Annotated in this window: 17 protein-coding genes; 5 read left to right on the top strand and 12 right to left on the bottom strand. The window is 44.8% G+C overall.

Features of this window, described 5'->3' with window-relative positions:
* Positions 1-2: 2 nt before the first annotated feature.
* From MSG38_RS12400 to MSG38_RS12385, 4 genes are all read right to left on the bottom strand, one after another.
* Positions 3-308: a chromosome partitioning protein ParA gene (locus MSG38_RS12400; protein WP_248401945.1), complete on the bottom strand. Its 306-nt coding sequence runs from the start codon at positions 306-308 to the stop codon at positions 3-5.
* 72 nt (positions 309-380) lie between these two features.
* Complete coding sequence (tsaB, locus tag MSG38_RS12395) at positions 381-1082, bottom strand: tRNA (adenosine(37)-N6)-threonylcarbamoyltransferase complex dimerization subunit type 1 TsaB (protein WP_050052397.1); 702 nt, start codon at positions 1080-1082, stop codon at positions 381-383.
* 59 nt (positions 1083-1141) lie between these two features.
* Positions 1142-3070, bottom strand: a complete 1929-nt coding sequence (locus MSG38_RS12390) for an ATP-dependent DNA helicase (protein WP_048611472.1) — start codon at positions 3068-3070, stop codon at positions 1142-1144.
* A 160-nt stretch (positions 3071-3230) separates the two neighbouring features.
* Positions 3231-3431, bottom strand: a complete 201-nt coding sequence (locus MSG38_RS12385) for a hypothetical protein (protein ID WP_050052396.1) — start codon at positions 3429-3431, stop codon at positions 3231-3233.
* Between the two features lie 282 nt (positions 3432-3713).
* Here MSG38_RS12385 and purU point away from each other — a divergent pair, with 282 nt between their 5' ends.
* Positions 3714-4547, top strand: a complete 834-nt coding sequence (purU, locus tag MSG38_RS12380; protein WP_048611587.1) for a formyltetrahydrofolate deformylase — start codon at positions 3714-3716, stop codon at positions 4545-4547.
* A 312-nt stretch (positions 4548-4859) separates the two neighbouring features.
* Here purU and MSG38_RS12375 read toward each other — a convergent pair whose 3' ends face one another.
* A complete protein-coding gene (locus MSG38_RS12375; RefSeq protein WP_248401944.1) occupies positions 4860-5456 on the bottom strand; it encodes a VOC family protein in 597 nt (198 codons plus the stop codon).
* 347 nt (positions 5457-5803) lie between these two features.
* On the opposite strand from MSG38_RS12375, the gene argS reads away from it, so the two are divergent.
* Both argS and MSG38_RS12365 read left to right on the top strand, forming a co-directional pair.
* A complete protein-coding gene (argS, locus tag MSG38_RS12370) occupies positions 5804-7537 on the top strand; it encodes an arginine--tRNA ligase (RefSeq protein ID WP_017063415.1) in 1734 nt (577 codons plus the stop codon).
* Between the two features lie 530 nt (positions 7538-8067).
* On the top strand, positions 8068-8496 hold the full coding sequence (locus MSG38_RS12365) for an HIT domain-containing protein (RefSeq protein ID WP_248401943.1): 429 nt from the start codon (positions 8068-8070) through the stop codon (positions 8494-8496).
* A gap of 133 nt (positions 8497-8629) precedes the next feature.
* On the opposite strand, the gene MSG38_RS12360 is transcribed toward MSG38_RS12365, so the two are convergent.
* The 5 genes from MSG38_RS12360 to znuA all read right to left on the bottom strand — a co-directional run bounded on the left by MSG38_RS12360 (position 8630) and on the right by znuA (position 16504).
* Positions 8630-8860, bottom strand: coding sequence for a FeoC-like transcriptional regulator (locus MSG38_RS12360; RefSeq protein ID WP_050052394.1), 231 nt, complete (start codon positions 8858-8860; stop codon positions 8630-8632).
* The gene (feoB, locus tag MSG38_RS12355) at positions 8857-11130 is read right to left on the bottom strand and encodes a Fe(2+) transporter permease subunit FeoB (RefSeq protein WP_248401942.1); all 2274 of its coding nucleotides are present in this window, start codon (positions 11128-11130) and stop codon (positions 8857-8859) included. The genes MSG38_RS12360 and feoB overlap by 4 nt, the downstream gene beginning before the upstream one ends.
* The gene (locus MSG38_RS12350) at positions 11131-11352 is read right to left on the bottom strand and encodes a FeoA family protein (RefSeq protein WP_004734203.1); all 222 of its coding nucleotides are present in this window, start codon (positions 11350-11352) and stop codon (positions 11131-11133) included.
* A 636-nt stretch (positions 11353-11988) separates the two neighbouring features.
* Entirely contained in the window at positions 11989-15372 is a 3384-nt protein-coding gene (locus MSG38_RS12345) for an AraC family transcriptional regulator (RefSeq protein WP_248401941.1), read from the bottom strand.
* Positions 15373-15619: 247 nt separating this feature from the next.
* On the bottom strand, positions 15620-16504 hold the full coding sequence (gene znuA, locus MSG38_RS12340) for a zinc ABC transporter substrate-binding protein ZnuA (RefSeq protein ID WP_048617863.1): 885 nt from the start codon (positions 16502-16504) through the stop codon (positions 15620-15622).
* Between the two features lie 83 nt (positions 16505-16587).
* Between znuA and znuC the strand changes: the two genes are divergently transcribed.
* Positions 16588-17367, top strand: a complete 780-nt coding sequence (gene znuC, locus MSG38_RS12335) for a zinc ABC transporter ATP-binding protein ZnuC (RefSeq protein ID WP_248401940.1) — start codon at positions 16588-16590, stop codon at positions 17365-17367.
* Positions 17367-18152, top strand: a complete 786-nt coding sequence (znuB, locus tag MSG38_RS12330) for a zinc ABC transporter permease subunit ZnuB (RefSeq protein WP_019820476.1) — start codon at positions 17367-17369, stop codon at positions 18150-18152. Before znuC ends, znuB begins: the two co-directional genes overlap by 1 nt.
* Positions 18153-18265: 113 nt before the next feature.
* On the opposite strand, the gene sucD is transcribed toward znuB, so the two are convergent.
* Entirely contained in the window at positions 18266-19138 is an 873-nt protein-coding gene (sucD, locus tag MSG38_RS12325) for a succinate--CoA ligase subunit alpha (protein WP_004734209.1), read from the bottom strand.
* The gene (gene sucC, locus MSG38_RS12320) at positions 19138-20304 is read right to left on the bottom strand and encodes an ADP-forming succinate--CoA ligase subunit beta (protein ID WP_010436793.1); all 1167 of its coding nucleotides are present in this window, start codon (positions 20302-20304) and stop codon (positions 19138-19140) included. Before sucC ends, sucD begins: the two co-directional genes overlap by 1 nt.
* Positions 20305-20348 lie beyond the last annotated feature (44 nt).

Below are 20348 nucleotides of genomic sequence, written 5' to 3'. Positions count from 1 at the left end.
CTCTAGATGTAGATATCGACACCGATAAGCTTTGCAAGTTCTTCTTTCTTCGCCTGATTCATTACATCCATATACTCTTCCATAGCCTTACGTCCTCGGCCTTCTGGAAGATCATACTGGATTTGAGCCTTATGGAGTTCAGACTCTTTAACTTGACGAATAGAATGAGAAACAGCATTAGCCACCTTAGTCGGTTGCCCAGCAGCAGTGCTAGCATCAGATTTTTTTGCCTGCTCCTTCTTTTTAATTCGATTCGGCTTAGACGTGCTCCCTATCGAAGAAGGAGGTAAGTTGTTAATTGATACCATGACTAAATATCTGCCCTCTCAAATCTAAATAATACGCATTTAGACCTAATTTGCATCAGAACCTTGTAAAAATTATTCGCGACCTGGCAGTTTCTTCCAAGTCACTTTGTCACGAAGATAAACTGGCTCAGACTCTTCTGCTGCAACCGCTTTACCTTCTGCATAAGCGAATTGAGCAAGGAACGCCATATCTTGAGCTTCTGGGAATAGCACTTCACACGCTTTGGTGTTGATCGCTAGTGTATCCATATGCTCAGAGTAAGCTTCCCAACCGGTACCGACTTTCGCCCATGTTTCAGAATCTGCTTCTAACTGCGCAGCCAATTCACTTGGTGGCGTTACACATTCGGCATCAATCGCAGTCCAACGACCGTCTTGTTCGCGGCTGTAACGCGCCCAGTACACTTCGCTCATACGCGCATCAATTGCTGTCGCAACATGAGTTTCACCAAATTTACGGTAGCTGCCTTGCGCCATCGCTGCCAGTGTAGAGACACCGATCATCGGTAAATCAGCACCAAAAGCTAAGCCTTGAGCAATACCAATACCAATACGTACACCCGTGAAACTGCCTGGGCCTTGGCCAAACGCGATAGCATCGATATCGGTTAAAGCGACATTCGCTTCTTTCAGTACTTCATCCACCATAGGTAGAATTTTTTTCGTATGGTCTCGAGGAGCCTCTTCGCTACGTGCGAACACCTGGTCACCCATTACTAATGCAACTGAACAGTTTTCAGTTGCGGTATCTACTGCAAGAATTTTCGCGCTCATTTGTGTCTCAAATATCTGTTATCTAATCTAAAAATAATGGCTAAACTCAACAATGCCAATTAATCAGCAGCGGTTGAATGGTCTTTAGCTAAGAATTCTTTAATGACCCCTAAGTCACGGGTACGTGGGATAGGCGGTAAACTCGCCAAAAATATGCCACCGTAATCGCGAGTCACCAATCGGTTATCGCAAATAATCAAAGCGCCATTATCGCGCTTGTCACGTATCAATCGGCCGACACCCTGTTTCAAGGTAATCACGGCGTCTGGCAACTGTACCTGTGCAAAAGGATCACCCCCTTTTAACTTACAGTCCTCGATTCGAGCCTTAAGTAAAGGGTCATCAGGGGCCGTAAAGGGCAATTTATCGATGATAACACAGCTTAATGCGTCGCCCCTAACATCTATCCCCTCCCAGAAAGCACCAGTAGCCACCAGCAATGCGTTACCTAATTCCATGAATTCGGCTAAGGTTTTTTGCTTACTTGTCTCACCTTGCAGCAGAACTGGAACCGAGAGGGTTTCACGGAATCGCTCCCCCAACTCTTTCATCATGCTGTGTGAAGTACATAAGAAGAAACAGCGACCTTGGTTTTGCTCAATCACTGGGGTCAGCATTCTTACTAACTTATCGGCTAAGCCTGGGCTATTCGGTTCAGGAAGATAACGAGGTACACATAAGCGCGCCTGATTCGGATAGTCAAACGGGCTTGGCAGTGAAAACTGTGCCGACGGTTTTAGTCCCAAGCGTGAGGTGAAATGGTCGAAATCGTCCGATACCGCCAAGGTTGCAGAGGTAAACACCCAAGCGCCCGGTTTCAGCTCAATCTGTTCGTGGAATTTATCGGCGACAGAAAGCGGTGTGATGTGCAAAGCAAAGTGGCGCGGTGTAGTGTCATACCAATACGAATAGCCAGTGATCGACACATCGCACACACGCTCAATACGTGACTTAATCATGTTTGCACGTTCAAAAGCCGTGTCTAACAGCTGGCTTCGCCCAAGTGCTAACTTCAATACATCAACCGCAAGTTGCAGCGCATCTTGCAAACGAACCAACTCTCGTGCAATCGACTCGGATTTCAAGGCTTCACGCCAGTTACCGCGAAAGCCGGTATCACCAAGCACAATACGCAGGTCGGCTGACGATTGAACGAGCCTATCCCCTACTTTCTGTAGCTGACGCATGTCTTTGGCTTCAGTTCGGTAAGCGATTTCAATGTCTTTGGCTAACTCTTGGATCTGTCGACTGGAAACCGATTGTCCGAAGTACTGGCTGGCGATGTCAGGAAGTTGATGCGCTTCATCGAAAATAAACACATCAGCTTCAGGAATCAGCTCACCAAATCCGGTCTCTTTAATCGCCAAATCCGCTAAGAACAAGTGGTGGTTTACCACAACCACATCAGAGTCCATCGCTTTTTTACGCGCTTTCAGCACGAAGCAATCGGTGTAGCTTGGGCACTCTTTACCTAAGCAGTTGTCATTGGTCGAGGTAATCGTCGGGATAACCGGGCTGTCTTCGGCAATATCATCACAATCCCCCAAATCACCCGTTTGAGTGGATGACGACCAACTACGCACTTTGACTAACTGAGCCAGCAGTGTTGGGTCGGTATGAGCACCATGACTCTCGATCATTTGACGGCTGAGCCTATCCAAACACAAATAGTTTGAACGCCCTTTGAGTAACGCAACTTGACCATAAAAGCCAAGCGCATCGACCATCAAGGGTAAATCTCGGTGAAACAGCTGTTCTTGAAGGTTTTTAGACCCCGTACTAATGATGGTTTTCTTACCACTCAGCAGCGCTGGCACTAAGTAAGCAAAGGTCTTACCGGTACCCGTTCCCGCTTCAACAACTAATTGGCTCTGTTTCTCAATCGCTTGTGAAACCGCTTCAGCCATGTCTAGCTGAGCTTGTCGTGGTTGAAACCCGGGGATCGCTTTACCCAGAGCACCATCAGCAGAAAACGTTTTAGATATCATAGAGTACGAAGTTTAGAAAAATAGAAGGCGAATTATGGCAGGTTTAGTGAGCCGGCGCGAATCAAGATTGACTTCGCACCGGAGGTGTTTGGTTTAGTTTGACGTGACTTAAGTTACCTTGAAGGTAAGAACTGAAGAAGTAAGAATTAGAGAATCGTTTTTATTTTCGACTTAGATAACGTGACAGCCAAGGGGCACCTTCAAAATGGTTATCATCGGGCTGTATGGCTTTCGCTGCATCGGTTGGTGAGGTCTTACTTTCCCACATTTCATCTAGAACATGACCATCTAACTCGGTACCTCTTGCCAATGAATTCACTCGCTTACAGTACAGTTTTTTGGCTAATAACTCTTTATCCATAAGTATCACCTCTATTTTTGGCCAAGGCATAAATGCCTCGGTTGAAGTTCAAATGCGTACTACGGTCAAAACTTTTAAAAATGAAGCTTCTGCCTGTTTTTCTATCTAAAAACTGATATTTCTATATCAAACAATTTATCAAAGCGATAAATCAGCAGCAGAATTTGTTGAAACCAACTTGATAATAGATTAATTATAACGGTGATATTGCGGCTCAGTTCACCGTTCGACGGCCTGCATTTAATTTGAAGAATAAAAATATTTCATGGAAGTAAGATGCAAATGGAAAGAAAAACTTTACTAACACATTGTACTGATGCCCCGGGCCTCATCTCTAAGATCACCAACATTTGTTATAAGCACCAACTCAACATTATTCACAACAATGAGTTCGTAGATAACACAAGTGGTCACTTCTTTATGCGCACCGAGCTTGAAGGGTATTTCAATGATGAAACCTTGCTTGCCGATTTAGACCAAGCCCTGCCAGAAAACACGAAACGTAAGCTCGTTGATTCATCTCGCAAGCGTGTTGTGATACTCGTGACCAAGGAAGCACACTGCCTTGGCGACATTCTAATGAAGAACTTCGATGGCAGCTTAGACGTTGAAATTGCTGCGGTTGTCGGTAACTACGACATTCTACAAAGCCTGACCGAGCGTTTTGACATCCCTTACCACCATGTTTCTCACGAAGGGCTAAACCGTGAAGAACATGAGAAGAAGATGCTAGAAGTAATTGACCAATACGAGGCTGATTACCTTGTTTTAGCTAAGTACATGCGAGTGCTGACTCCAGGATTTGTTGAAAAGTACAACCACAAGATCATCAATATCCACCACAGCTTTTTGCCAGCGTTCATTGGCGCGAAGCCATACCAACAAGCGTATGAGCGCGGCGTGAAGATCATTGGCGCAACGGCACACTTTGTGACTAATGATTTAGATGAAGGCCCAATCATTAAGCAAGATGTTATCCCTGTGGATCACAACTTCAGCGCGAAAGACATGGCACAAGCCGGTCGTGACGTAGAGAAGAATGTATTAAGTAAGGCGCTAAACAAGGTGATCAACGATCATGTGTTTGTTTACGGCAACAAGACTGTGATTCTGTAAGTCGGATAACGATTTCCGTTAAGACTTCCAGTTAGAACCCAATAAAAACGCGCAATAGGGACAGCCCATCGCGCGTTTTTTGTATCTGATGATCAAACTCGCTTTATGAGATTCCCGACTACGCTCCTTCGTCGCTATCGGGAATGACGAACTCGGTGACGAATCTTCGAACAATAAGCTCTAACATACGCCCTCGAACGCTCAGTTTGTCAGTACCCAAAGATAGACTCTGGCAAATTTCATAGAACACCCCGTCATTCCGACGAGCCTAGGCGAGATCAGGAATCTTTTCCTAGCAACTCTCTATTCAAATTAAGCCTGTTCTGATTCGACAATACGCTTAAGTGAGTGTGGATGCAGCTTGATGCAAATCCCTTGATGTTTAAAAGCCACTGTTGGGTTATTCAAGCGTTCACCCTCGCCTTTCGGGCTAGAGAGTTTGATCTTAACGCCTTTCTCAGCCAGCGTTTCAAAGTTAGCAGCGAACTGCGGGTAAGTTTCTTTAAGATCCGCTAAATACTCATCAGCCGTTTGGGCGTGAGAGGGAATCACAAACTCTACATGTTCCCAATCTTGGCTTGGGTAAATCTTACCTTCAGCTGGATATGGCAGCTCTAAGCATTCAATGCTCCAACCAAGGCTTTGCAACGGTTCATCGAAAGCCAACACCACAATTGGACGACCATTAATCATCGCCTCTGAAATCGTAGAGCCGTAATCAGACCACGCTTGATGGGCAGATTTCGCTAGCTCAGTTTCATTGATTCGAAGCGCAATATGATCGGCTTGAGCAAAGCTTAAATCCAAACCTAAGGCATTTCCTAGGTTCTCGATTTTTGACATAAAGGTATCAAGGCGGGCAATCATTTGTTGTGGTTCTAGTTCAGCTTGCTTCAGGCTCATCGTCATTGTCTGTGTTCTCCAAATAATGGCTGCATGTTATCAGTTTTGCCTTTTGCAACAAGCGTTGCTTTTACAAAAAATACTCAATAAGTATGTTCTTTTCGCTCCTTAAACATGCAAACGCGTCTTGGTAAAAGTCGATTGTCAAAAACCACTCAGGAAATGTTAATTTTCTATCAATTCGACCTATAAGAAACCCCACAAAATTGGTATGATTAACGCCATTTTTGTGAACTTAAACAGTGTCTGTTGTTCATTTCGGCATTAAATCGTTAACTAGACGCATAATTAACCAATTTAATGACCTCGAAATAACGGCCACTCTTATCATCCTTGAATTGAAGGAAACGCGTGTGAATATCCAAGCACTTATTAATGACAAAGTATCTCAGGCTCTAGAAGCCGCTGGCGCACCTGCAGGCTCTCCTGCGGCTGTTCGCCAATCTGCAAAACCACAATTTGGTGACTACCAAGCAAACGGCGTTATGGGCGTTGCTAAGCGACTAGGCACTAATCCTCGAGAATTTGCTCAAAAAGTATTGGACGTTCTTAACCTAGACGGTATCGCTTCTAAAGTAGAAATCGCAGGCCCAGGTTTCCTTAACATCTTCTTAGATGAAGCTTTCCTAGCTCAACAAGCAGACGCAGCATTGGCTGATTCTCGCCTTGGTGTTGCAGTAGCAGAAACACAAACAATTGTTGCGGATTACTCTGCACCAAACGTTGCGAAAGAGATGCACGTTGGTCACCTACGTTCAACGATCATCGGTGATGCGGTAGTTCGTACTCTTGAATTCCTAGGCCACAACGTTATCCGTGCTAACCACATCGGCGACTGGGGTACTCAATTTGGTATGCTTATCGCAAACCTTGAGCGCGTTCAGGCTGAGTCTGGCGAAGTTTCAATGGAACTTGCTGACCTTGAAGGCTTCTACCGTGAATCTAAAAAGCTTTACGATGAAGACGAAGAGTTCGCAGTTAAAGCACGTGGCTACGTTGTTAAACTGCAAAGCGGCGACGAGTTCTGCGCAGAGATGTGGAAGAAGCTTGTTGACGTAACAATGATTCAAAACCAACGCAACTACGATCGCCTAAACGTGTCTCTAACACGCGATGACGTAATGGGCGAAAGCATGTACAACCACATGCTTCCAACTATCGTTGCTGACCTAAAAGAGCAAGGTCTTGCAAAAGAAGATGACGGCGCACAGGTTGTATTCCTTGACGAATACAAAAACAAAGATGGCGACCCAATGGGCGTTATCATCCAGAAACGTGACGGCGGCTTCCTTTACACAACCACTGATATCGCTTGTGCAAAATACCGTTTTGAAGAACTAGGCGCAGACCGCGTACTTTACTTCATCGACTCACGTCAGCACCAACACCTAATGCAAGCTTGGACTATCGTTCGTAAAGCAGGTTACATCCCAGAATCTGTTTCTCTTGAGCACCACGCGTTCGGCATGATGCTTGGTAAAGATGGTAAGCCATTCAAGACTCGTGCAGGCGGTACTGTTCGTCTTGCAGATCTTCTTGATGAAGCAGAAGTTCGTGCAGCGCAGCTAATCGAATCTAAGAACCCAGAACTAGCAGAAGACGAGAAGAAAGCGATCGCGAACACAGTTGCTATGGCAGCGGTTAAGTACGCAGACCTTTCTAAGCACCGTACTACTGACTACGTGTTCGATTGGGACAACATGCTTGCATTCGAAGGCAACACAGCACCGTACATGCAGTACGCATACACTCGTGTTGCTTCTGTATTTGCTAAAGCTGGCATTTCTATGGACTCGCTTGAAGGTGAAATCAAAATCACTGAAGAGAAAGAGAAAGCGCTTATCGCGAAACTTCTACAATTTGAAGAAGCAGTTCAGTCTGTTGCTCGTGAAGGTCAACCACACATCATGTGTAGCTACCTGTTCGAACTAGCTGGTCAATTCTCTAGCTTCTACGAGGCGTGCCCTATCCTAGTTGCTGAAGACGAAGCTGTTAAGCAGAGCCGTCTGAAGCTTGCTGCACTAACAGCGAAGACGATCAAGCAAGGTCTATCGCTTCTAGGTATCGATACTCTAGAGCGCATGTAAGCGATTCGAGAAAATTAGAAAGGTTGGCGTGAAAGCGTCAACCTTTTGTTTTATCTGGAGGTTTGTTTACTCGATTATTTATACGATTAGCGAACCTACACGCAAGAGATCTCCTATTACGCTCCTTCGTCGCTCTAGGGGATGACGAGAATAGGTGTAGTGTAGTGAATCCAAGACTGCATCAATAAAGCGCCATCAAGCCACACCAAATCGTTGTTACTTTCCCCAACCATCATTCCCTACAGTGAGGGACAAACATGATAGGCAATCCCCTAAAACACGTAACAACAGCAAACCAATTCGTTATCACTCTCCCCAATCGTCACTTCCTTTAGTGAAGAACCAACGTCATTGAGAATCCACCTCTAGGCGCGTAACACTAGCAAAGCAATACACCATCACTTCCCCAAACGTCAGTTCCCTACAGTGAGGCACGAACGTGATAGGGAATCTGCTTATTGAGAACGTAAGCCCTAGCCACATTCAAACTCCGACCTTATACTCATGTAAAACAATTAATTGGAAAGATCATGAGCTTCGAACTTCACCCGCAACTTACGAAAGACACCACACTTATCGGCGAATTTCCGCTGAGCTTAGCTCTGCTGCACAAAGATAACGCTGTACCTTGGGTTATCTTGGTACCAAAGCGTGCCAACCTCAAAGAGTTGCACCACTTACCAATGAAAGAGCAACAACAGTTCCTACATGAATCTCAGGCGGTAAGCCAAGCACTTGAAGCCACGTTCCAACCAGACAAATTGAACCTTGGTGCGCTGGGTAATATGGTGCCACAACTGCACATCCACCATATTGCACGCTTCAAAGACGACATTGCTTGGCCTGGCCCAGTATGGGGAAATACAAAGGGCGAACAGCGCAGTGAAGAAGATCAAACCGCTATCCTGACTCGTATTCAAAACGTTCTGTCACTGAGCTCTATCTTCAAGAAAGCGTAATTCGAGCTCATCCCATTGAGCTTAAAAGCAATACACTTCAGAAAAGACACATAACAAAAAGCCGCTCATTTTAGATAAGCGGCTTTGTCATTTTCTAATCTCGCCTTTTTCAACGAGATAATGAAGACCTGAACTACATCATCACGTTAAGCGACAAACCATCTTGTTTGCTAATGGTGTAGCGAATACGCGTTGTATGACCATGCTTATTCGTATCGACCAAGCGAGATACTTTCCCTTTCCTGACCCACACACTCAGCATCGCATCGACGCCATCTTCACTCATGCCAAACTTTGCAGCGAGCTCTTTACGAGCCGCAACGCCTTGGCTATCAATATATTGATGAAGTTCAGTTAAAATCATACTACTTGCACCTCTAGTGCTTTCTGCTTACTGCCCACTTTCTTGAAGACGCGATACGTAACCACAAAACCACCAGCAATCGCCACCATCCATACTGCACTTGTCACTGGGTGTGCAGCAAAGTTTGCCGCTTGGTAGTAGAAAGTCGCACCAAAGTAACCAAGAGCCATCGTCCAAACCGCGATGAAGCGTGCAAAAGTCTGACCAAATTCACGAACATAAGCCCCCATCGCGGCCACACAAGGCGTGTAAAGCAGGATAAGAATCAAGTAAGCGAACGCCGCATGACCAGATACAAACTTGTCTTTCAAGTTACCAAAGATAGAGGTATCGACTTCTTGGTCAGCTGCTACAGAATTAGAGTCAGACAAGTCGCCAACTTCAATACCTAATGGGTCTGAGTAGCTCAAACCGGCTAGGTTTTCAGGGATTGTCATTACCGCTTCTTGCAGGCTTGCTGCTAAGTCAAACTCAGCCGCTTCTTCATCAGAAGGCGTTGTGTATAAGCTATTTAATGTACCTACAACAGCTTCTTTAGCGAAAATACCTGTGATGATACCAACCGTTGCAGGCCAGTTCTCTTCAGTGATACCAATCGGTTGGAATACAGGCGTTACAATTTGAGCCGCTTTAGACAGTACTGAGTTTTCGCTGTCTTCGTTACCAAAGCTACCGTCCATACCTAGAGAGTTTAGGAAGCTAAGAATAGCCACAACCATCACGATTGTTTTACCTGCACCAAGTACGAAACGCTTCAGCTTCTGCCAAGTTTTTAGCATTACGTTTTGCACTGTCGGCAATTCGTAATCTGGCATTTCCATCACTAAGCTATCGCTGCTACCTGGGTAGATCGTGTTTTTCAGGAAAAGGCCCGTAAACACAGAAGCAACGATACCCATGATGTACAGAGCGAATACTACGTTTTGTCCTGCACCAGGGAAGAACGCCGCTGCGAACAGTGCGTATACCGGTAAACGAGCACCACATGACATAAACGGCGCCATTGATGCTGCCAGTTTACGTTCGCGCTCTTGGTCAAGAGTACGCGTTGCCATGATTGAAGGCACGTTACAACCAAAGCCCAGTACAAGTGGCACAAATGCTTTACCCGGTAAACCAATCTTCTGCATCACTTTATCAAGTACGAATGCAGCACGAGCCATGTAGCCAGAGCTTTCTAGTACCGCTAAGAATAGGTAAAGCGCTGCGATAACAGGAATAAAGGTCGCAACCGTTTGGATACCACCGCCAATACCATCAGCAAGTACAGTGACTAACCAAACTGGTAAATGACCATCTAATAAGTGGTGTCCACCATCAACTAATATTGCCCCAACACCAATATCGAAGAAGTCGATAAACGCACTACCGATATTGATAGAGAACATGAACATTAGGTACATGATGACGAAGAAGAAAGGAATACCGACCCATTTGTTCAAAATGAATTGATCGGCTTTCTCTGTAAAGTTACGGCTTAGTTTGCCTTCGCTGCGACGAACGCGTTTACAAAGGTCATGTAAGAAAGTGTATTTAGCGTCAGCAACAGCAAGGTCAATATCGAAATCGGCACTAAGACGCACGCTATCAATTTGAGTGCGAGTTTGTGGAGCCAGTCCATTCAATACCAAGTAATCATTTTCTAAAGCACGAATCGCGAGCGCTCGGTGAGATACGTCAGCATCATCAAATTGTGACTCAACAGAAGGGATAAGAGCTTCTAACGCGGCATCGTAATCAATAGAGATAGGGTCAAGGCTCACACCTTGAACAAGCAGTTTATGCAGACGCTCTTTAAAGCGAACCACTTGACCTTTATCGTTTGCAGACAAGCTTAGAACTGGGCAACCTAGCTCTTTCTCTAGTGCTTTAAGGTTAATCACCTGACGTTCGCGCTTTAATACATCCATTTTGTTCAACACAACGATCATTGGGCGACCCAACTCACGTAGCTGTAATGTCATGTATAAGCTTCGTTCTAAGCAGCTAGCGTCGACAACATTAATGATCACATCTGCAGGGTGAGTTAAAACAGCGCGAGACGCGATAGACTCATCGATGCTGTTCGCATCATTACCACTGTCTAGTGCGTAGATACCCGGTAAATCCGTTAGTTGAAACTGATCACCTGCGTGCGAGTATAAACCCGTCTTCTTTTCAACAGTGACACCAACCCAGTTACCAACGTGCTGCTTAGCACCAGTCAGTGCGTTGAACAGTGTTGTTTTACCACTATTCGGGTTACCAACGGTAAGAACTTGATAATCCATTTAGATAACCTCGATTTGTTCTGCAATGCTTTCACGAATGGCGATAGAAACACCTCTCACTTCAACTTGAAGCGGATCACCCATAGGTGCACGGCGGATAAGCGTCACCTCGGTTTTTGGCAACATACCCATGACCATAAGTTTCTTCCTTACGTCTGGTGTTAAACCTGTTAGTGCAACAATAGAAGCCGCCTTTCCTTGCTCTAGTTGTGAGAGTTTCATAAGTACCCAATTCGTGACTGATAATGAGAAAGATTGTTATTAACGCTATGATACACATACATGCCCACAATTCTATTGTGTGAAATCAATGTTTTCGAAAATACATACTCGTAAATTTCGTTAAAAACGTTTACGTCAAAAACGTTACTTTCAACAACTAGCGAGAACTACCCCACTAGTACAAACCCTCCCAGACAACAACAAATCATTAATTATCAATCATTTAAAACAATGTCGGTTTTCTCATAGGCATCTGTCGTTAATTTTATAAGTAAAATAAGTAGCTGGACGTATAGTTACTCCATCGAAGAGAAACTACTTCTCTTTAATTTTATTCCAGAGGTGATATGGCTTTGCTATATCACTCCGGCAGCAAGCGAAGGTGTCATTGGCACCCGTGGTATAGTCCCCCCGGCTATGCCACGATATTTTTTTTCTTCCCTTTGTATTATCCCAACAACCTTTTTAAACTCCCCATTTATCTCGTATCTCGTATCTCGTATCTCGTATCTCGTATCTCGTATCTCGTATCTCGTATCTCGTATCTCGTATCTCGTAGAAGCATAAAAAAGCCCCAACACGAATGTCGAGGCTAAAGTATCTTTATTTATGTTCTAGCTGAGTATCCGCTGCGCGCTACTCGTCATTGTTTTCAGCAAACTTAGATGGTGACATACCAAAGTGATGCTTAAACCTTTGACTGAAATAGGAAGGGTCATTGAAGCCCGAATCAAACGCCACATCAGAGATCTTCTCTCCAGCGAGTAAGCGCTCACACGCATGTTCTAGACGTACTTCATTCAAGTGCTCTTTGAAGGTCTTGTTGTAAGCCAATTTAAAGCGTCTCTGTAAGCTTCTCTCAGACATAAACAAATACTTAGCGGCAGTTGCAGTACTGAACTCGGCATCAGCGTAGTTTTCACTCACAAGCTGCGACACTCTGTTCTTCCACTCTTGTTCCGCTGTCAGTTTTTGCTGCTCTGGCGTTGAAGCGGCAAGCTTAATGGTTTCAATCTGTTCAATTGTGCTGGCTTCAAGATTAACGAGCACTTGATACTCAATTGGCCACGACAGCTGAACCTTATTTTGAGACTCCGAAACAAAGGCATTAAGCTCGCCACCGCTCTGATTCATCAATAGCGGCAGCTTTTCGATGTTGAGGTCGGTCGACTTTCCGGTATTGTCACCCATGCTTGATGCCAGCTTAGGGAAAGGCATCCCATGATCTCGAATGGTCACAACAAGATGCTCCTTAACCTCTTCAACCAGAACCACCATACTCTGCGACTTAAAGTTTCTCTTGATGATGCTCGCAACCAAGCTATTGAAGATAATATCGAGATTAAAATACAGCAACGAGACATATCGTTGTTTTGTTTCGACTTTAATATCCAGTTCAATACCAGCTTTGGCTAAATCATCCTGCCAAGCTTTGAGTACCGCTTCTAAGATTAAAATTATATCGTAACAAACTTGCCCTTCTCCTTGAGGGGTATTACTCAATTGAGCTAAGCCATTTTTCAAGGTTAAAATTGGCGACTTCCCATGCTCGTCATTCCAATTCGGGATCATCGCAGCAATATGATTCACTTCAGAAGAGAGTTCATTGGCAGTATGAGACACAAGCGCATTCTTAACGGATAGCTGCTTTTTAAGCTGTTGATTAGTCGCGAGTAATATCCGGCTTTGGTGCCTCAATTGATCCGTCTTCAATGCAACTTGCGCTTTTAAGTGCCTGTTGGCAAAAGTGACATAACGAGAGCGCCAAAAGACCAAGATAGTCACAACGCCAATCAGTAACATCAGAGAGCTTGCTGCAGCCCAATTGGTCAGATACCAAGGCTCTGCAATCGAGAAGCTTTGATTGGTTGATACAAAGCGATAATGGGAGTCCTTAACCGGTTTCACTTCAAGTGTGTAATCCCCAGGAAGAAGATGGTCGAGCGTTAACAAGCCCCCTTCAAACTCACTCCATGGTTCATCGTCGCTCAGTCGATATTCCATCGCCGGTGCGAACGTTGCTGGTAAGATGCCCAGCTTAAACCCCATCGATGAGCCATAAGGAATCTCATCCAGTTCAGCCGTTTTCCCGCCAAGTGACACCGTTTGTTGGTCGACACTTATCTTACTCAACAAGGCACGGCTATGAGGTGTGGTTGATACCAGTAACTCGTTAGACAACGCGCTGACTACGCCATACTTTGAGCCGAAAACAAGCCTCGAAGGTTGGCTCTCTTCACTGTAAAATAGAGCACATGCTCCCGCCGCCAATTCATTGGTGATCAAACCAAATGGCGAACCTATGTGTTTATGCAGCTGCCCATCCAATCCGTAATAACTGATGCCTTTCGAAGAGCCTAACCAAACACCATTGTCATCGCTTATCAGGCAGTTGGGGCTAATATTGTCTTCAACAAGAGTGATTTCTTGAATAATAGAGCTGTCATCCGGGATTCGATACACGCCATAACTGCTAGCAAACCACTGCGCTCCATCCTTCGCTTTTTCAATATCGACGACTTTGCCAAACCGTTCGCTTGAACGACTAAAGCTAATTCGTTTATCAATGAACGAGTAGAAACCATGATCTGTTCCTATATAGATGCGACCTAGCAAGCCGACATTGAGAGCGGTGATCTTCGCAGGCAAGAACTTGTCGACTAACCAGTCAGTGCCATAACTCGTCAGTTTCATGGTTTCGATAGATAACGAATACAGGTTTTGCCCAGAGGTCATCCAAAGAACGTTATCAGCCTGAAGCGCAAAGTTTTCAACGTGCACTCCCTTAATCGGCCTTGGTAAATCAAGGGCTTCGGGTTGTAGCGTTTCCGTATTTAGACTGATGATGCCTTGTTCGGTCGCCAACCAAATGGAAGAGCCAAAGAGCTCAAAATCATTAACAGGGTTAGAGTAAACACGAATTGGGTTCTCTTCACTTTCAGAATCAACCAAGTAGAGCCCCATTGAGGACGCGACCCAAGATAACTGGTCACTGACAGGCAGTACTTTATTGATCACCACACTACTCGAATGCATGCCCATTCCAGTTAGGGGGGTTCTCGAGAAGGTCTTACTGAACAGTGAGAAATATCGGATACCGTTGTTTGTCGCAATCCACATGCCACCAGCATGATCGTTTATCAACGAATATATTTTCTCACCCGGTAACGAGAAGTCTTGATTAGCGGCTTGTTCGAATCGAGTAATTTGTCCCGTAATAAAGTTGTAGCTAATAAGGCCATGTTCTGTACCAATCCAATACTGGTCCGAAGTTTCGGCCAACGAAAGAACATGCGACCCTTTAACTATGGTCTCTTTATCTGGGTTCGCGAGATCTACAATCACAGCACCATTTAAAGTACCGATCACTAACTCACGTCGAGCATTCGAAAAATAAACCGTCTCAATATGGTTTTTGTCGGATGCGGTGACATGGGTAAACTCTTGATTCTCTGAAAGGTAAACGCCAGAACTGGTCGCTAGCACCCACTTTGATAGCACCCACTCCGCGTCGTTAATCGCAATGTCACTGCTGTTATTGTATCGGTACAGTTTGAGTAGAGAGTAGGTGTTGAATTCTAAAGATTGAGTGTTGTAGGTATAGAAATTACTACCGTCAGTAACCCAAATATAATCGCCCGATGCACCGATATTGGTTATTTCAGCGCCGGGACTTAGGCTAAACGCCAATTCGTTGCCAATTCCAGGGTTATGTCGATACACCTCGTTATCGAAAAATGTCCAAAACTCATCGTTCAGAAACGCGACTCTTTCCGAAGAAAATTGCAGTAAGCTCCCCTTGCGAGGGAATAGAGTTCGGCCGTCGTAAAAGAGTACTTTTCCATGCACATCATGAACCCAAAGCCCGCCTCCGGCACCTAAGTACAAGTTTTTAGCCGCAAGGAAATTCCCTTGCGCTTGAACAGGCAAAGGATAGAAAACGGAGGGTGATGTATTTACCGCTAGAACGCTAAATGAAATGCTCATTAACATGAACATTTTGAAGATAATTCGATACAACTCTTAATCCTGAACAGCAACAACGCATGAAATTTTGGGCACCACAACGTCTTATCGTTGCTTAACCAAAAACTGAGTTTTTTTGTGCTTATTATTATCTTTCTATTTTAGCGGAAATTAGAAAAGGAGAAAGGAGGTTTGCTATTTGTTGGGAGGTTTTATCTTAGCGGTCACGAAAATGCCGCAAAAAGCGGCATGATTCATAAATTAACGAGAGCAAAGTAGAGTAAAGAATACTCGTTATGAATTACTTCCCGCTTAAGCAGCTTGTGTAGCTGTCTGTAAGTTGCTGAAGAAAATCGAAATAACTTCCACTCTTCACTTCAACTGTTGAACCGATAGGATCAAGCTGGCCTTGCTTAGCGTTACTTCCGCGAGTCACTGATTCAATCACAGCAGGGGTAAATTGAGGCTCTGAGAATACACATTGAACATTATCGCGTACTAGCGTTTTCTTAATAGCGATCAGGCTTTTTGCACCCGGTTTACGCTCTGGACTCACCGTGAAGTGGCCTAAGTTATTCAGTTCAAACTCTTGCTCAAAGTAGCCATACGCATCGTGGAATACGTAGTAACCTTTATCTTTCACTGGCGCAAGTTGTTCATGAATAGACTGCTGCTTTTCTTTCAAAGCAAGCAGGAAAGAATCTAGGTTTTCTTGATACGCCATTGCGTTATCAGGGTCAGATTCAATCAACTTTGCTGAGATATATTTTGCGGCTACTTCAACTTGGTCGATACCTAACCAAAAATGCGGGTCATGGCTGCCATGATTATGTCCTTCATGAGAATCGTGGTCATCATGTCCGAACTCTCGCAAGTTAATTCCTGGAATCTCACTGATCTTGATAACGTTTTCTTTTGAACCAATCACCTTAGTCAGAAAGGCTTCTAGGTCAGGACCAAACCAGATAACCATATCGGCACTGTGAACTTTTTTGACATCAGATGGCTTAAGCGCATAATCGTGCGGCGAAGCATTGCTGTTCATCAACACATCCGGTTCACTAACGCCCTGCGTTAATTCCGTCACAATCATTTGAATTGGTTTAAAGCTTGTTAGAATAGTATTGGCACTTGCGACACTTGGCGCTAAAAGCAAAGTAGCAAGTATAAAAGATGAACGTGACATAATCCCTCGATAATAGAAAAGTAGCTTAGGCTTGAGGTAAATGTTACATTATAACATTAGCGAATTGCAAATGAGTTCTATTCATGGATAACTTAATCCAACTAGATTCTGTGAGCGTCGAATTTGACGGTCGAAAAGTTCTAGACAACATCTCTCTAAATTTAGAGCGCGGCAGAATCACCACCCTGATTGGGCCAAACGGTGCAGGAAAGTCGACATTAGTAAAAGTGGTACTGGGTTTACAGACCAAATTTTCAGGCACAATAACAAAAGCTAAAAAACTGAAAATTGGCTATGTACCACAAAAATTAAAGCTCAATGATTCCCTACCGCTCAACGTAGAGCGTTTTCTAAAGCTCACTGGCAAGTTCAGTCAGCAAGAGATCCTTGAAGCATTGAAGCTCGTTGGTGCTGAACATCTGCAGAAGAGTAACATGCACCAGCTATCCGGCGGTGAAAACCAACGTGTGCTGATTGCTCGTTCATTGTTAAGAAGACCAGACCTACTGGTTCTCGATGAACCGGCTCAAGGCGTTGATGTTCAAGGGCAAATTGACCTGTATGATTTGATTGACACCATTCGTCACCGCTTTGGTTGTGCCGTATTTATGGTTTCGCACGATCTGCATTTAGTGATGGCAAAAACAGACGATGTGATCTGTTTGCATCACCACATCTGTTGCTCGGGTGCACCGGCTGATATCAAACACCACCCTTCGTATATCGCCTTGTTCGGTACTGCGGTTCAAGAGAGCTTGGCTTTCTACCACCATCAACATGACCACCATCACCATGACTTGGCAGGCCAGCCTGTTTCTGGGGATGTGCACGACTGCTCCAACCATAAACACGGACACCACTAATGCTTGAGTTTCTTTTACCTTCTATTCTTGCAGGCTTAGGCATTGCTCTTATTGCAGGCCCACTAGGTTCATTCGTGGTGTGGCGTAAGATGGCTTACTTTGGTGACACGCTTGCTCACGCTTCTTTGATGGGCTTAGCGCTTGGCTTTCTGTTCAACATTAACTTGTATTTCGCGCTGCTGATTTGTTGTTTGATGCTGGCCGTGTTGCTAGTTACTTTACAAAAACAAAAGCTGGTCGCGACCGATACCCTACTCGGTATTTTGGCTCACAGTGCGCTATCACTTGGTTTGGTTGCTGTCAGTTTCTTAGATAATGTTCGTGTTGATCTGATGAGCTACCTGTTTGGTGACTTGCTGGCAGTATCTCCGACTGATTTAGTATTTATCTATGCGGGTGCTGCTGTGATCGGATTGGTGCTTGCTATCTTTTGGCGACCACTACTATCAACGACGGTTAACGAGGATCTCGCGGCGGTTGATGGTATCAATATTGATTTAATGCGTCTGATTCTGATGCTATTGGTTGGTATCGTGATTGCTGTCGGTATGAAGTTTGTTGGTGCGTTAATCATGACATCGCTACTAATTATTCCTGCAGCAACGGCAAGGAAGTTCTCGAGCACACCTGAGCAGATGGCCTTCCTCGCATCGGTTATTGGCTCTATCGCAGTCTTCGGAGGGTTAAGCTTGTCTTGGTTCTATGATACGCCCGCTGGCCCGTCTGTTGTTATCAGTGCAGCTGCGATGTTTATGTTATCTCAAATGGTTAGAAGCCGAGCTTAATACTTAGCAGTACGATCTCGTATCACGAGAACGTAAAAAAAGGCTTGGTCAGTGACCAAGCCTTTTTAATATCGTTCAGTTAACTTCTATCTCAATCGATAAAAGCCAGCTGATTACCAACCCGTGATTTCACGTAGGCCTTTACCGATGTCAGCAAGAGACTTAACAGTCTTAACGCCTGCTGCTTCTAGTGCTGCGAATTTATCTTCAGCAGTACCTTTACCGCCAGAGATGATTGCGCCAGCGTGGCCCATACGTTTACCCGGAGGAGCAGTAACACCAGCGATGTAAGATACAACCGGCTTAGTTACGTTTGCTTTGATGAACTCAGCCGCTTCTTCTTCCGCAGTACCACCGATTTCACCAATCATTACGATTGCTTCAGTTTCTGGGTCTTCTTGGAAAAGTTTTAGGATATCAATGAAGTTTGAACCTGGGATAGGGTCACCACCGATACCAACACATGTAGACTGACCAAAGCCTTCATCTGTTGTTTGCTTAACTGCTTCGTACGTCAGGGTACCGCTGCGAGATACGATACCTACTTTACCCTTCTTGTGGATGTGACCAGGCATGATACCAATCTTACACTCGTCTGGAGTGATAAGACCTGGGCAGTTAGGACCGATCATGCGAACGCCAGTTTCTTCTAGCTTCACTTTAACGTCGATCATATCTGTTGTAGGGATACCTTCAGTGATCGTTACGATCAGCTCGATACCTGCATCAATCGCTTCTAGGATTGCATCTTTACAGAAAGGAGCTGGTACGTAGATAACTGTTGCTGTTGCGCCAGTTACTTCTACTGCTTCACGTACTGTGTTGAATACTGGAAGGCCTAGGTGAGTTTGACCACCTTTACCAGGTGAAACACCACCAACCATTTGCGTACCGTATGCGATAGCTTGGTCTGAGTGGAATGTACCTTGACCGCCAGTGAAACCCTGACAGATTACTTTAGTGTCTTTGTTAATTAATACAGACATTATTTAGCCTCCGCAGCAGCAACAACTTTCTGAGCAGCATCTGTTAGAGATTCAGCTGCAATGATATCAACATCAGAATTAGCAAGTACTTCGCGACCTAGGTCTGCGTTTGTACCTTCTAGACGAACAACTACTGGAACTGTTACGCCGACTTCTTTAACTGCACCGATAATACCTTCAGCGATCATGTCACAACGAACGATGCCACCGAAGATGTTTACGAGTACTGCTTTAACATTGTCATCAGAAAGGATGATCTTGAATGCTTCAGCTACACGTTCTTTGGTCGCGCCGCCGCCTACATCAAGGAAGTTTGCTGGCTTGCCGCCGTGTAGGTTTACGATATCCATCGTACCCATAGCAAGGCCTGCACCGTTAACCATACAGCCAACGTTACCATCTAGTGCTACGTAGTTCAGTTCCCACTGTGCTGCGTGAGCTTCGCGCTCGTCTTCTTGTGAAGGATCGTGCATTTCACGAAGTTTTGGCTGACGGTACATTGCGTTTGAGTCAATGTTGATCTTGCCGTCAAGACAAAGCAGGTTGCCTTCGCCAGTAATTACAAGCGGGTTGATTTCTAGTAGAGCTAGGTCGTACTGAGAGAACATTTGGCCAAGACCCATGAAGATCTTAACGAACTGTTTGATTTGATCGCCAACTAGACCAAGTTTGAACGCCAGTTCACGGCCTTGGTAAGCTTGAGGGCCAACTAGAGGATCGATCGCAGATTGGTGAATCAACTCTGGAGTTTCTTCAGCGATTTTCTCAATGTCCACACCGCCTTCAGTTGACGCCATGAATACGATTTTACGCGTTGCACGGTCAACAACAGCACCTAGGTAAAGTTCATTAGCAATGTTTGATGCTTCTTCAACTAGGATCTTTGTTACAGGCTGACCATTAGCGTCTGTTTGGTAAGTCACTAGGTTTTTACCTAGCCACTTTTGTGCAAACTCTTTAACGCCTTCTTTAGTGTCATGTAGCTCTACGCCGCCCGCTTTACCGCGACCACCAGCGTGTACTTGACACTTAACGACTTTCTTGGCTGTACTGATACGACCTGCAGCTTCGAAAGCTTCTTGTGCAGTATCACATGCGAAACCTTCTGGCACAGGCAAACCGAATTCTGCAAACAGCTGTTTGGCTTGGTATTCATGCAAATTCATTTTGATATTCCGTTTATTTTCCCTTAAGGGATTATTATTTCCAT

The sequence above is a fragment of the Vibrio sp. 1CM24A genome (genome assembly GCF_023161725.1).
Classification (GTDB): domain Bacteria; phylum Pseudomonadota; class Gammaproteobacteria; order Enterobacterales; family Vibrionaceae; genus Vibrio; species Vibrio coralliirubri.
Note: the sequence above shows the minus strand (reverse complement) of the source record. Positions and strands in the feature narration are given on the sequence as shown.

Coding starts and splice junctions, on each gene's coding strand:
- MSG38_RS12400 (WP_248401945.1), bottom strand. CDS start 308: ATGGTATCAATTAACAACTTACCTCCTTCTTCGATAGGGAGCACGTCT.
- tsaB (WP_050052397.1), bottom strand. CDS start 1,082: ATGAGCGCGAAAATTCTTGCAGTAGATACCGCAACTGAAAACTGTTCA.
- MSG38_RS12390 (WP_048611472.1), bottom strand. CDS start 3,070: ATGATATCTAAAACGTTTTCTGCTGATGGTGCTCTGGGTAAAGCGATC.
- MSG38_RS12385 (WP_050052396.1), bottom strand. CDS start 3,431: ATGGATAAAGAGTTATTAGCCAAAAAACTGTACTGTAAGCGAGTGAAT.
- purU (WP_048611587.1), top strand. CDS start 3,714: ATGGAAAGAAAAACTTTACTAACACATTGTACTGATGCCCCGGGCCTC.
- MSG38_RS12375 (WP_248401944.1), bottom strand. CDS start 5,456: ATGACGATGAGCCTGAAGCAAGCTGAACTAGAACCACAACAAATGATT.
- MSG38_RS12365 (WP_248401943.1), top strand. CDS start 8,068: ATGAGCTTCGAACTTCACCCGCAACTTACGAAAGACACCACACTTATC.
- MSG38_RS12360 (WP_050052394.1), bottom strand. CDS start 8,860: ATGATTTTAACTGAACTTCATCAATATATTGATAGCCAAGGCGTTGCG.
- feoB (WP_248401942.1), bottom strand. CDS start 11,130: ATGGATTATCAAGTTCTTACCGTTGGTAACCCGAATAGTGGTAAAACA.
- MSG38_RS12350 (WP_004734203.1), bottom strand. CDS start 11,352: ATGAAACTCTCACAACTAGAGCAAGGAAAGGCGGCTTCTATTGTTGCA.
- znuA (WP_048617863.1), bottom strand. CDS start 16,504: ATGTCACGTTCATCTTTTATACTTGCTACTTTGCTTTTAGCGCCAAGT.
- znuC (WP_248401940.1), top strand. CDS start 16,588: ATGGATAACTTAATCCAACTAGATTCTGTGAGCGTCGAATTTGACGGT.
- znuB (WP_019820476.1), top strand. CDS start 17,367: ATGCTTGAGTTTCTTTTACCTTCTATTCTTGCAGGCTTAGGCATTGCT.
- sucD (WP_004734209.1), bottom strand. CDS start 19,138: ATGTCTGTATTAATTAACAAAGACACTAAAGTAATCTGTCAGGGTTTC.
- sucC (WP_010436793.1), bottom strand. CDS start 20,304: ATGAATTTGCATGAATACCAAGCCAAACAGCTGTTTGCAGAATTCGGT.